Source organism: Streptomyces lancefieldiae (genome assembly GCF_031845825.1).
GTDB lineage: Bacteria > Actinomycetota > Actinomycetes > Streptomycetales > Streptomycetaceae > Streptomyces > Streptomyces lancefieldiae.
Window position 1 is genome coordinate 48,120 of the sequence record NZ_JAVRFH010000028.1, and the last position, 12,497, is coordinate 60,616.

The following is a 12,497-nucleotide window of genomic DNA, read 5'->3' on the forward strand; positions in this document are numbered from 1 at the left end:
TCGGTGGGCCGGTGACCTCTCCGTGCGTCGCAGCGTTGCCCGGGTATGACCGTCACGTACTCGGCGACCGGGCGTCGGCGCCATGTGTTCGTCCCGGTGCCCGCGGGATCGGTTCCGCCGGCTCCGCAGCTCCCGGACCCGCCGATCTACCGTGAGCTGATGCGGGCCTGGGCCGACCGCGGCCGTACCCTCCCGGGGTGCCACGACCCGGAGTGGGTCAGGCTCGCGGCACCCCCGCGCGGGGTCGGGGACCACACCGCCGCCGGTGACTCCCCTGTCACCGGCGATTTCAGCGTCCCTCGGGACCCGCGAGATGACGGGCGATGACCATCCGCTGGATCTGGTTGGTGCCCTCGACGATCTGCAGCACCTTGGCCTCGCGCATGTACCGCTCGGCCGGGAAGTCCGCGGTGTAGCCATAGCCGCCGAGGATCTGCACGGCGTCGGTGGTGACCCGCATCGCGGTGTCGGTGCACAGCAGCTTGGCCATCGCGGCCTGCTTGGCGAACGGCAGCCCGGCGTCGCGCAGCCGCGCGGCCGACAGGTACAGCGCGCGGCCGGCCTCGATCTGGGTCGCCATGTCGGCCAGCATGAAGCGCAGCCCCTGGAAGTCCGCGATCGGCTTGCCGAACTGCCGCCGCTGCGCCGCGTAGGACACCGCCTCGTCCAGCGCCGCCTGGGCCACACCGATCGCGCAGGCCGCGATGCCGAGCCGACCGGACTCGAGCGCGGACAGGGCGATCGCGAAGCCCTGCCCCTCGTCGCCCAGGCGCCGCGCGTCGGAGACCCGCACGCCGTCGAGGTGGACCTGCGCGGTGGGCGAGCCCTTGAGCCCCATCTTCTTCTCCGGCGCCGCGGCGCTCAGTCCCTCCGCGTCACCGGGTACCAGGAAGGCGGTGATCCCGCGGGGGCCCTCCTCTCCGGTGCGCGCCATGACGGTGTAGAAGTCGGCGATGCCTCCGTGCGTGATCCACGCCTTGGTGCCGGTGATCACCCAGCCCTCGCCGTCGCGCACCGCCTTGGTCCGCAGGGAGGCGGCGTCGGAGCCCGAGGCGGGTTCGGAGAGGCAGTACGCGCCGAGCAGGCCGCCGCCGAGCATCGCGGGCAGGTGTTCGACCTGCTGCTCCTTCGTACCGAAGGCGGCGAGCGCGTAGGAGGCGAGCGTGTGCACGCTGACGCCGAGGCCGACGGTGAGCCGGGCCGCGGCGAGCTCTTCGAGGACCTGGAGGTAGACCTCGTACGGCTGCTCCCCGCCGCCGTACTCGGCGTCGTAGGGCAGGCCGAGCAGGCCGGATTCGGAGAGCAGGGTGAAGACCTCGCGCGGGAAGCGTCCGGCGTCCTCCTCCTCGGCCGCGCTCGGGGCGATCTCACGCTGCGCGATGTCGCGGACGAGCGAGATCAGATCCCGGGCCTCGTCCGTGGGCAGTTGCCGGTCCACCGGCTGCGGGGCGCGGTCGGGCATGGCGACGCTCTCCTCCCTGTCGGGCACATCGGCGGAGGTGCGCCTTGGGTGGAGGCGGTTCCGCCGGGTCTCTCGGGCCTGGCCGATGCTCGCACCCCCGGGTCACGGAAGCGGCTGACCAGCGGCTGTGCGCTGTGAGTATGCCCGATCGGACGCATGGAGTCACCAGTTAACGACCGCTTACTTCACGATGTTGGCGCGAACCGGTTCTTCCGGGGGACACGGTCGTGATCGGCGCCGGTCGGACCGGCGTCCCGGGGGGTTCCCGGCGGGGTGCGCCACCGCCCCGCACCCGTCCGGGCGGTCCGGGCGGATGCCGCCTCGGACCGCGGCCGGCTCGTGGAGGAGCGCGCCGAGGAGGCGACGAGCCGGTCGAGGCGATCGGCCCACCACGACCGGAGAGCGACACGGGCCGGAGAGCGACGCGGGCCGGAGAGCGATGCGGGCCGGAGAGCGATGCGGGCCGGAGAGCGATGCGGGCCGGAGAGCGACACGGGCCGGAGAGCGACGCGGGTGGGATGCCGGCGCCGCCTGCGCGCCGCGTCAGGTGTCCCGGCGGGCCGGGGCCGGGGCCGGGCAGGAGGGGTCCAGCTCCTCGATGGCGCGCAGGGTGCCGCCGAGTGTCTTCACCAGCAGGTCACGCATGGCCTCGCGGGGCAGTTCGGTGCTGCCGATCCAGTCAAGGGTGGCGCCCTCGACGCCGCACACCCAGGAGAGCAGGCCCATGCGGGCCAGCGGTCCGATGTCGGAACGGCCGTACGCCCCTTCGGCGATGGTGCCGACGATCGCCTCGCGCACCCCGTCCCGGACCGCGTGGACCTCGGCGTCGAAGCCGACGCCGCCGCTGACGATCGTGCGGTAGGCGGCCTGGTTGTGCTCGGCGTAGCGCAGATAGCCGTCGATGGTGCGGTGGACGCGGTCCAGTCGCGGCAGTTCGGTGCCGCCCGCGGCGGTGGTGACCAGACCGGCCACGGAGTCCTGGATGATCGCCAGGTAGTAGCCCCGCTTGGACCGGAAGTAGTAGTAGATCAGCCCTTTGGCGACGTGCGCCTGGCGGGCGATGTCGTCCATCGAGAGCGCGTCGTAGGACGTGTCGGCGAACAACCTCCGCCCGATGGCGATGAGTTCGGCGCGGCGTGCCAGCGAACGCTCCGTGCCGCGCGCCCGGGGAAGGGCGGCGGCACGCTGTTGACCGATATTCAATCTCGACCCTGGTTCCTACGGGCGGCAGGACCTCCGCAGTATGGCAGGTCGGTTCGTGGGACAGGTCACACGAAGGTCACGTCAGAGCAGGCCGAGCTGGACCACGAACATCGCGATCACCACGACGAGGGTCCAGCCCATGACGTGCTCGAGGATCTTCGGGCCGTCGTCCTTGGGGCCGCCGGTACGGACACGTGCGGCGGTGGTGGTGTGTGCGGTCATGGCTGCTCGCTGATCCCGGATGCTCGGTGGACTCCCCCTCGACCCTGTCCACCTTGCCACCGCCGGCGGCTTTTGCGGCGGAGACGTCGGTCACAGCGAAGGCCCCCGGCGGCGCCGGGGGCCCGTGGTCGAGGTGCGGGTCAGCGCACGCCCACCGCCGCGAGCGCCTTGAGCTGGCGCGGGCTCGGCTGCGCGGGGAAGTACAGGTAGCAGACGCCGCCGGTGCCGGAGACGACCTTGCCACTGGCGTTGTACCGCTTGGTCCTGAGCCAGATGTTCTCCCACTCGCGCCGCTTGTAGACGCGGCGCACGGCCTCGTTGTCGTCCGAGGCCGGATCGTTGGCGATCACGTCACCGTCGACCGTGAAGCCGATCACCGTCATCAGGTGGCCCGATGTGCCGTAACCGGCCCCGGTCAGCTCCTTCTCCAGGAAGGACTGGGACGTTATGGCCGGGATGCCGGCCGCGATCAGCGTCTCCAGGTCGGCGAGCGAACCGAGGCGGGTGACCACGCCCTGGAGGTCCTTGAAGGTGGCCGCGTAGGCGGCGTTGAAGGGCCAGTTGCCGCAGCCGGCGTACTGGTGGTCGTACGTGTACCGAGCCGCGTGGCAGATCTGCGGGTCGGCGTAGGAGGGGTCGACCCAGGCGAGCTGCCCCTCGGTGAGCCGGCCGCCCCAGTACTCGACGATCATCTGCGAGGACGTGGGGCTGCACCAGGCCTCGCCGCCGTTGTCGTACTCGGGGTACTGGCCCTTGTGGATCTCCTGCGAGTAGCGCGGGACGCGCAGTTCCTGGGCGAGACCGGGGGTGCTGGCCGGGACGGTGAAGCGGTCGGGGATGTCGGAGCCCATCGCGCCGAGCCGCCAGACGGTCGGCGTGGTCCTCGTGCCGGGGCGGCGGTAGAGGGTCAGCCTGAGCCGGTAGGAGGCCAGGCGCAGGCCGGTGGAGGCGTCGTCGATGGCGAAGGTGTCCGTCCAGACGCTGCTCCTGCCGTCGCTCTGGTCGTCGACGGAGGTGCGTTTGATGTCCTGGTCGCCGGCCGCCCAGCGGCCCATCACGTACCAGGGTGTCTCCGTGCCGTCGGAGTAGGTGCCCCGGAGCTCGACCTGGAGCCACGTGCCGCTCGGGGTGTGCGCGTTCCAGGAGGCGATCACCTCGGTCGAGGGCACGGCGAGCCGGTGGACGGGCGAGGTCCAGGTCGCGTACTCCCAGCCGGTGGTCCTGCCGGTGTGCGGGTCGGTGTACTCGGTGGTGCCGGCCGGGGTGCCGATCACGACACCGGGCCGGGCGCCCGCGACGGGGCGGGCGCCTCGCGCGCTACCGCCCCGCCAGTCGGTGAACGTGGTCCAGGCGCGGTAGTCCACCTGCCGGGCGGGGGCACGGTCCGGGTGCGCGGTGCCGGTGCCCGCGCCGGGCACGGCTTCCGCGGTGGCGGGGGCCGCGCTGCCCGCCACGGCGGCGGCGACCGCGGCGGCCAGGACGGTTCTGCGGGACGGCTGTTCGGCTCTGCTCATGGGTGGAAGACCCCCAGGTGTCCGAGTCGGGGCGGGTCCGTTGCACGGTTGTGCGCCAACTATGGCCGTGGGCGCCCACTCCCTGCCAGCACTTCCGCGCACGCCACGCCATGAATATTGGTGTCGACCAGTGGCACGGGGGTGTGCCCGGCCCCGTTAGAGTGCGGGGCGAACACGCCCGCCCCCTCGCGCCGCCCAGGACCCGCCATCCACGATCTCGCAGCCCGGCTCCGTCGGCTACCCCCTTCGTGCGGGCCCGTGCGGCTCGTCGGCGTCGACGGGCACGCCGGCTCGGGGAAGTCCACGTTCGCCGGACGGCTGGCCGCCGAGTTGGGCGGCGCGCCGGTGCTGCACCTCGACGACATCGCCACCCACGACGAGCTGTTCGACTGGACCGGGCGGCTGCTGAGCCAGGTGGTCGAGCCCCTGCGGCGCGGTGAGACCGCGCACTACGCCCCGTACGACTGGCGGGCCCGGTCCTTCACGGCGTTCCGCCCGCTGCCACCCGCCCCGGTGGTCCTGATGGAGGGGGTCGGCGCGGGCCGCGAGGCGCTGCGTCCGTATCTGGCGCGGCTGCTCTGGATGGAGCTGCCGCGCGAGCAGGCGTGGGCGCGCGGGCGGGCGCGCGACGGAGCGGAACAGCGGGCCTTCTGGGACGGGTGGATCCCGGCGGAGCGCCGGCACTTCGCCCACGACCCCTCGCGCCCCTTCGCGCACCTTCTGGTACGGCAGGGCGAGCAGGGGTACGAGGTGCTCCCGGGACCGGCGGGAAGCCCCGGCCGAGCCCTCTTCCTCACGGAGGGTGACGACCCCTCGGCAATGTGCTGATCTCGTGAAGATCGGTGCTCGACAACTTGCGGGAGAGCCTCAACTCCGCTTGACCCAAGGGTCGTACAGGTCTTACGTTCTCAATGTGCGGCCCTTCGGAGCCGCCCGCAGACGCGAAGCCCCCGGTTGTTCCCCCGTGATCGGGGGCTTCGTTCTGCCCTCAGCGCGTTTCCCGGCTGCTCCGCGACGCGAACCGCTCACCCTCGGTCACCGCCCCGCGTGCGCCCCCGTCTGCTCCCACCTCCCCGAACGGCCTGTCCGGCACCCTTCGGAGGGAAGACCGCCGCGGGTACGATGCCCTCGGTGCGACCTACGGGCGGTTGCCGCGCGCACCTTGCAACTCCGGTCCGCGGTACAGCCGTTGACCGAGGCGGCCGGTGGGCGACGGCCCGGCGGCTTACCGACGGGGGCACGGTTCGTGGGGGACGGGATGGACTTCGGCACGCAGGGCCCACCGGCCCCGGCCGACCTCGCCTGGCTGCGCGGCGTGGACGCCTACACCATGGGGGCATATCCACAGGCGGAGGAGGAGTTCCGGGTCGCGGTGCGCATCGACCCCGCGATGGCCGACGGCTGGCTGGGACTGCACGCCCTGCGCGTCGACACCACCAACGCGCTGCTGAGGATGTTCCGGCACCGGGACCGCTTCGGCGAGCAGCGCACCCGCCACCGCCGGGCGCTCAACTCCTGGTACTGGCTGGGCTGGTGGGTGCAGCCCGTGCTGGAGGAGCCCCGCGATCTGCTGCTGGCGCACGCCTCGCACTGGCTGGACGGCCGCCACGTCGCGGAGCTGGACCGCGCACTCGCCGGGCTGCCGCCGGTGGACACCGACCCCCAGGTCCGCTTTCTGCACGCGTGCCGCGCCTATCTCGTCAAGGACTGGGAGCAGCTCGTCCGGCACACCGACCCGCTGCTCGGCGATCCGCTGCTGGGCATCGAGGCGGGCCTGTTCAGCGGTATGGCGCGGGTGCGGCTGGAGATGTACGGGCAGGCGGAGCCGGTGCTGTCGGCGGCCCTCATGCGGTGCCGCAGCGAGCAGCCGCAGCGCAAGGAGCTGCGCTACTGGCTGGCCCGGGCCCACGAGGGCACGGGCCGCAGCGCCGCCGCGATGCCGCTGTACCGGGCCGTGCACCGCGTCGACCCCGCCTTCATGGACACCTCGGCCCGGCTGGCGGCGATCGCCGAGGCCGACGGCTATGACGACTCCACGGATCTCACGGGGCTCGCCCAGGCCGGTATGGGATGGGACGGCCTGGACGGCTCCGACGGGCTCGACCCCCTCTTCGGCACCGAGGAGCGCGACCTCAAGCTCTCCGTCCCCGAGCCACCGTTGTCCGCTGCCCTGCCCTCGCTGGGTGGACCGTCGGTGCGCGAGAAGAACGACGGGCCCGACCCGTCCCTGCCCACCGGGCCCACCGACCCTTCCTTACTGGAGGAGGCGCTCGCCGAGCTGGAGCGCATGGTGGGGCTGGAGCCGGTGAAGCGCCAGGTCAAGGCACTGTCCGCGCAGCTGAACATGGCGCGGCTGCGGGCCGGGCAGGGCCTGCCGGTCCAGCCGCCCAAACGTCACTTCGTCTTCTCCGGTCCCTCCGGTACCGGCAAGACCACCGTGGCCCGCATCCTGGGCCGCGTCTTCTACGCCCTCGGTCTGCTCGGCGGCGACCACCTCGTGGAGGCGCAGCGGGCCGACCTGGTCGGCGAGTACCTCGGCCAGACCGCGGTGAAGGCCAACGAGCTGATCGACTCCGCACTCGGCGGTGTCCTCTTCGTCGACGAGGCGTACTCCCTGTCCAATACCGGCTACGGCAAGGGCGACGCCTACGGCGACGAGGCGCTGCAGGTGCTGCTGAAGCGGGCCGAGGACAACCGTGACCACCTGGTGGTGATCCTGGCCGGCTATCCGGAGGGCATGGACCGGCTGCTGAGCGCCAACCCGGGGCTGTCCTCCCGCTTCACGACGCGGGTCGACTTCCCGTCGTACCGGCCGCTGGAGCTCACCTCGATCGGTGAGGTGCTCGCGGCCGAGAACGGGGACGTGTGGGACGAGGAGGCGCTCGACGAACTGCGGTCGATCGCCGGGCACGTGGTGGACCAGGGCTGGATCGACGAACTGGGGAACGGGCGGTTTCTGCGGACGCTGTACGAGAAGAGCTGCGCGTACCGGGACCTGCGGTTGTCGGTGTACCCCGGCACCCTGACGCGGGACGACCTGGCGACGTTGCGGTTGCCGGATCTGATGCAGGCGTACGGGGAGGTGCTGTCCGGGCGGGGACCGCAGGATCCGTCGGCCCTGTAGGGCGTCGGGTGTCCGTGCGGGCGGACCGGTGCGCGGCCCGGCGTGGCGGGGTGCCGACCCGGGGGTGCCTCCCGGGCCGTTCGGCTGGGGGAGGCACGTCCTGCCCGCGGCCAGGCGCGGCACACCTGCCCGTAGCCGGGGCCGGCTATGTGGCCAGTGTCACCTCCCGGTGGGCCGGGTCCCTGACCTCGCCCACCAGCAGCTCCAGTACGTCCTCCAGCGCGACCAGGCCCAGCACCTTCCCGGAGGCGTCCGCCACCTGGGCCAGGTGCGTGGCCGCCCTGCGCATCACGGTGAGGGCGTCGTCGAGCGGCAGCTCGGGGCGGAGGGTCGTCATGGGACGCCACAGGTGCTGCGGGACGGCCCGGTCGGATTCCTCCAGGTCGAGGACGTCCTTGACGTGGAGGTACCCCATGAAGGCACCCTTCTCCGCCGCGACCGGAAAGCGCGAGTACCCGGTGCGGGCGGTGAGCCCGACGATCTCCCCCGGCGTGACCGAGGGGCTGACCGTCACCAGGGACTCACGTCCGAGGAGCACGTCCGTCACCGGACGGGAGCCGAGCTCCAGGGCGTCCTCCAGGCGTTCCTGCTCCTCCGGGTCGAGCAGGCCCGCCTGGCCGGCGTCCTCGACCAGCCGGTTGAGCTGCTCACTGGTGAAGACGGCCTCCACCTCGTCCTTGGGTTCGACGCGGAACAGCCGCAGGACGCCCTGCGCACAGGCGCCGAGGGCGACGGTGATCGGCCTGCAGAGGCGTGCGAAGGCGACCAGGCCGGGGCTCAGCCACAGCGCGACCTTCTCGGGGGCGGCCATCGCGAGGTTCTTGGGCACCATCTCGCCGATGACGAGGTGGCAGAAGACCACGGCGGCCAGCGCGATCACGTAGCCGAGCGGGTGGATCACGCCGTGCGGCAGACGGATCCACTCGAAGACCGGTTCCAGCAGATGGGCGACCGTGGGTTCGGCGACCGCGCCCAGTGTCAGCGAGCAGACGGTGATGCCGAACTGGGCGGCGGCCATCATCTGCGGCAACCGCTCCAGGCCGTGGAGCACCTGCCGGGCCCGAGCGGTGCCGAGTGGTTCGATCTGGCTGCGACGCACGGAGACGAGCGCGAACTCGGCACCGACGAAGAAGCCGTTGGCGAGCACGAGCAGCGCGGCGAAGAGGAGTTGCAGGACGCTCATCGGGCGACCTCCAGCCTCGGCACCGGCGCCGTTCGCACCAGCCGTATCCGTTCGGCGCGGTAGTGGCCGACCTGCCGGACGGACAGCCGCCAGCCGGGCAGTTCCGCCCGGTCGCCGACGGCCGGGATGCGGCCGAGCAGGTCGGCGACCAGACCGGCCACGGTCTCGTACGGGCCTTCGGGTGCCTGAAGGCCGATGCGCCGCAGGGCGTCGACGCGGCAGCTGCCGTCGACGTCCCAGGCGGGACGTCCGTCCTCGGGCGCCACGGGAGCGAGTTCGGGCACGTCGAGGCCGTCGTGCTCGTCGCGGACCTCGCCGACGATCTCCTCGACGATGTCCTCCAGGGTGACGACGCCGGCCGTGCCGCCGTACTCGTCGACGACGACCGCGATGGGCTGCTCGCTGCGCAGGCGGGTGAGCAGCGGTCGGACGGGCAGGGTCTCGGGGACGAGGAGTGCCGGGCGGGCGATCCGGACCGCGGGGGTGCGCAGCCGGTCGTGCGCGGGGACCGCGAGGGCGTCCTTGAGGTGGACCATGCCGACGATCTCGTCGATCTTCTCCCGGTAGACGGGGAAGCGGGACAGTCCGGTGGCACGGGTCAGGTTGACCACGTCCTCGGCGGTGGCCGAGGACTGCAGGGCGCTGACCTTCACCCGCGGGGTCATCACGTGCTGCGCGGTCAGTTCGCCCAGCGACAGGGTCCGTACGAAGAGGTCGGCGGTGTCCTGCTCCAGGGCGCCGGCCCGAGCCGAGTGCCGGGCCAGGGAGACCAGTTCGTCGGGGGTACGGGCGGAGGCCAGCTCTTCGGCCGGCTCGATGCCCAGAGCGCGGACCAGGCGGTTTGCCACGGCGTTCAGCGCGGCGATCACCGGGTGGAACAGCCGCGCGAAGACGTGCTGCGGGCCGGCGACGAAGCGTGCGACCTGCAGTGGTTTGGACACCGCCCAGTTCTTGGGCACGAGCTCGCCGATCACCATCTGCACGGCCGAGGCCAGCAGCATGCCGACGACGACCGACACACCGGACACGGCGCCGTCGGGGATGCCGATCGCGGTGACCGGGCCGTCCAGCAGTCGGGCCAGCGCCGGTTCGGCGAGCATGCCGACGACGAGGGAGGTGATGGTGATGCCGAGCTGGGTGCCGGAGAGCTGGAAGGACAGCTCCCTGAGGGACTCGACGACCCGGCGGGCGCGCCGGTCGCCGTCGGCGGCGGCCCGCTCGGCGTCCGGCCGTTCGACGGTCACCAGGCCGAACTCGGCCGCGACGAAGAAGCCGTTGGCGAGGATCAGCAGGAGTGCGGCTGCCAGGAGCAGCAGGGGGGTGGTCATGATGCCGCCGCCTGTGGGGTGTCACAGCAGGGGGCGGCGCAGGTACTGCAGGACGGTCCGTCCATCGCCGGAGGGAGTCACTCCTCGGGTAGCAGGAACCCCCGCGCACCGGGCGGAGCGACAGGGGCACAGACGCGAGGGCCGCGTCCGTGTTCCCAGATTAATCACGAAAAGGGCGCCTGCGGCAGGGTGGACGACACGGTGCCGGTCTCCGATGTGCCGCTGAAGCGGTCCAGGGCACGACCCGGCGTCAGTCGCGAGGGGCCTCGGGGGCGGCGGAGGAGCGGGCCTCGACGAGGGCCCGCAGGGCACGTGCGTCGTCGATGGCACGCTGCCGGGCGATACCCGGCTGGATGCCGAGGGCGGGCAGGCTGGTGCCGTCGCTGAGGTCGAGGAAGACCCAGGGGTCGCCGTGCCGGAGGTTGACCCGGAGGATCTCGGGCCAGGCCAGGCGTCGTTTGTTGGTCAGGTTGACCACGGTGACGCCCGCCTCGTCGGCGACGACCCGGGGACGGGCCAGCAGAAGCAGCACGCAGGCCACCAGGAGGGCCGTCAGCGCGAAGCTGAGGCGCTCCCCCAGGCCGAGGCCGTCCAGCAGCATCCCGACCGCCGTGATGGTCACGAAGGTGACGACGGCGAGGACCGTCAGCACGGCTCGGGTGAGGCCCGGACGGAAGGTGACGGGCAGGGCGGGCAGGTCCCGCGTGGTGTCGGGCATGGCGTTGCTCCGGGTCCGCGCTCAGAGACGGCAGGCGTGGATGGCCGTGGTCAGGATGGCCCGGGCACCGATCTCGTACAGGTCGTCCATGATCCGCTGGGCCTCCTTGGAGGGGACCATGGCGCGGACGGCGACCCAGCCCTCGTTGTGCAGGGGGGAGACGGTCGGGGACTCCAGGCCGGGGGTGAGCGCGACGGCCTTCTCCAGCTGCTCCACACGGCAGTCGTAGTCCATCATGACGTACGTCCGGGCCACCAGGACGCCCTGCAGGCGGCGCAGGAACTGCTGCACCTTGGGGTCCTCCGTGCCGGCGTCCGTACGGCGGATCACGACGGCCTCGGACTTCATGATCGGCTCGCCGAAGATCTCCAGGCCGGCGTTGCGCAGTGAGGTGCCGGTCTCGACGACGTCGGCGATGACCTCGGCGACACCCAGCTCGATGGCGGTCTCGACGGCGCCGTCGAGGTGGACGACGGAGGCGTCGACGCCACTGTCCGCGAGGTGCTTGGCGACGATCCCCTCGTACGAGGTGGCGACCGTCTTGCCCTTCAGGTCCGCCACGCCGTCGGCGGTTCCCGGCTTGCCGGCGTAGTGGAAGGTGGAACGGGCGAAGCCGAGCGGGAGGATCTCCTCCGCGTCGGCGCCCGAGTCCAGGAGCAGGTCGCGGCCGGTGATGCCGATGTCGAGGCGGCCGGACGAGACGTAGATCGCGATGTCGCGGGGGCGGAGGTAGAAGAACTCGACCTCGTTGACCGGGTCGACGATCCGCAGTTCCTTGGACTCGCGGCGCTGCCGGTAGCCGGCCTCATGCAGCATCTCCCCCGCGGGACCGGACAGGGAACCCTTGTTGGGGACGGCGATGCGCAGCATGAGGACGGCTTCCTTCGTGTGGGAGGGGGTGGGGTGGGCGGGCGGGGGCTCAGAGGTGTGCGTAGACGTCGTCCAGCGAGATGCCGCGGGCGACCATCATCACCTGGACGTGGTACAGCAGCTGGGAGATCTCCTCGGCTGCCGCCTCCTTGCCCTCGTACTCGGCGGCCATCCAGACCTCGGCGGCCTCTTCGACGACCTTCTTGCCGATGGCGTGGACGCCCTTGCCCACCAGTTCGGCGGTGCGGGACGTGGCGGGATCGCCGTTTGCGGCCTTGTGTCGGAGCTCGGTGAAGAGCTCCTCGAACGTCTTATTGGACATGGTGGCGCCCACTTTACGCGGTGTGGCGACCGGCCTAGTGCCACGGTTCGGATACTGAGCGGAGCGTGGCCGCCGTGGCGACGGCCGCGGTCACCGCCTCGTGGCCCTTGTCCTCGCTGGAGCCCGCCAGGCCCGCCCGGTCCAGGGCCTGCTCCTCGGTGTCGCAGGTGAGGACGCCGAAGCCGACGGGGACGCCGGTCTCGACGGAGACCTGGACCAGGCCCTGGGTCACGCCCTGGCACACGTAGTCGAAGTGAGGGGTGCCGCCGCGGATGACGACGCCGAGGGCGACGACCGCGTCGTAGCCGCGGTCCGCGAGGACCTTGGCGACCACCGGGAGCTCGAAGCTGCCGGGCACCCTGAGCAGCGTCGGCTCGTCGATGCCCAGCTCGTGCAGCGCGCGCAGGGCGCCGTCGACCAGTCCGTCCATCACCTTGTCGTGCCACTGTGCCGCGACGACGGCGACCCGCAGGTCTCCCACGTTGCTCACGGACAGCTCCGGTGCACCCTTGCCGCTCACGTCTCTCCTCGCATGCCTTGCCCACAGGGCT

13 protein-coding genes are annotated in these 12,497 nt (G+C 72.0%); 3 read left to right on the forward strand and 10 right to left on the reverse strand.

All coding sequences use genetic code 11. The annotated features are described in order from the left end of the window. Nucleotides 1-45 precede the first annotated feature (45 nt). Entirely contained in the window at nucleotides 46-327 is a 282-nt protein-coding gene (locus RM812_RS24890; RefSeq protein ID WP_311575892.1) for a hypothetical protein, read from the forward strand. Here the strand turns inward: RM812_RS24890 and RM812_RS24895 are convergent. The 4 genes from RM812_RS24895 to RM812_RS24910 form a co-directional block, all read right to left on the reverse strand. Then, on the reverse strand, nucleotides 290-1,462 hold the full coding sequence (locus RM812_RS24895; RefSeq protein WP_311575894.1) for an acyl-CoA dehydrogenase family protein: 1,173 nt from the start codon (nucleotides 1,460-1,462) through the stop codon (nucleotides 290-292). The genes RM812_RS24890 and RM812_RS24895 overlap by 38 nt on opposite strands. Nucleotides 1,463-2,005: 543 nt before the next feature. Further along, nucleotides 2,006-2,665, reverse strand: a complete 660-nt coding sequence (locus RM812_RS24900) for a TetR/AcrR family transcriptional regulator (RefSeq protein WP_311575897.1) — start codon at nucleotides 2,663-2,665, stop codon at nucleotides 2,006-2,008. Nucleotides 2,666-2,746: 81 nt separating this feature from the next. Then, entirely contained in the window at nucleotides 2,747-2,887 is a 141-nt protein-coding gene (locus RM812_RS24905) for an SCO1431 family membrane protein (protein ID WP_311575900.1), read from the reverse strand. Between the two features lie 140 nt (nucleotides 2,888-3,027). Beyond that, on the reverse strand, nucleotides 3,028-4,401 hold the full coding sequence (locus RM812_RS24910) for a peptidase C39 family protein (RefSeq protein WP_311575904.1): 1,374 nt from the start codon (nucleotides 4,399-4,401) through the stop codon (nucleotides 3,028-3,030). Between the two features lie 207 nt (nucleotides 4,402-4,608). Between RM812_RS24910 and RM812_RS24915 the strand changes: the two genes are divergently transcribed. Together RM812_RS24915 and RM812_RS24920 are read left to right on the forward strand one after the other, a co-directional pair. After that, a complete protein-coding gene (locus tag RM812_RS24915; RefSeq protein ID WP_394816513.1) occupies nucleotides 4,609-5,229 on the forward strand; it encodes a uridine kinase family protein in 621 nt (206 codons plus the stop codon). A gap of 430 nt (nucleotides 5,230-5,659) precedes the next feature. Then, entirely contained in the window at nucleotides 5,660-7,525 is a 1,866-nt protein-coding gene (locus tag RM812_RS24920; protein WP_311575911.1) for an AAA family ATPase, read from the forward strand. Nucleotides 7,526-7,670: 145 nt separating this feature from the next. Here the strand turns inward: RM812_RS24920 and RM812_RS24925 are convergent, their stop codons facing one another. From RM812_RS24925 to ribH, 6 genes are all read right to left on the reverse strand, one after another. Beyond that, nucleotides 7,671-8,708, reverse strand: a complete 1,038-nt coding sequence (locus RM812_RS24925; RefSeq protein WP_311575917.1) for a hemolysin family protein — start codon at nucleotides 8,706-8,708, stop codon at nucleotides 7,671-7,673. Beyond that, entirely contained in the window at nucleotides 8,705-10,036 is a 1,332-nt protein-coding gene (locus RM812_RS24930; protein WP_311575919.1) for a hemolysin family protein, read from the reverse strand. The genes RM812_RS24925 and RM812_RS24930 overlap by 4 nt, the downstream gene beginning before the upstream one ends. 250 nt (nucleotides 10,037-10,286) lie before the next feature. Further along, nucleotides 10,287-10,754, reverse strand: coding sequence for a PH domain-containing protein (locus RM812_RS24935; protein WP_311575922.1), 468 nt, complete (start codon nucleotides 10,752-10,754; stop codon nucleotides 10,287-10,289). Between the two features lie 21 nt (nucleotides 10,755-10,775). Continuing rightward, entirely contained in the window at nucleotides 10,776-11,624 is an 849-nt protein-coding gene (gene hisG, locus RM812_RS24940; RefSeq protein ID WP_311575924.1) for an ATP phosphoribosyltransferase, read from the reverse strand. Between the two features lie 49 nt (nucleotides 11,625-11,673). Next, the gene (locus RM812_RS24945; RefSeq protein ID WP_311575927.1) at nucleotides 11,674-11,946 is read right to left on the reverse strand and encodes a phosphoribosyl-ATP diphosphatase; all 273 of its coding nucleotides are present in this window, start codon (nucleotides 11,944-11,946) and stop codon (nucleotides 11,674-11,676) included. A gap of 34 nt (nucleotides 11,947-11,980) precedes the next feature. Beyond that, nucleotides 11,981-12,466: a 6,7-dimethyl-8-ribityllumazine synthase gene (ribH, locus tag RM812_RS24950; RefSeq protein WP_217141060.1), complete on the reverse strand. Its 486-nt coding sequence runs from the start codon at nucleotides 12,464-12,466 to the stop codon at nucleotides 11,981-11,983. Between the last annotated feature and the right edge of the window lie 31 nt (nucleotides 12,467-12,497).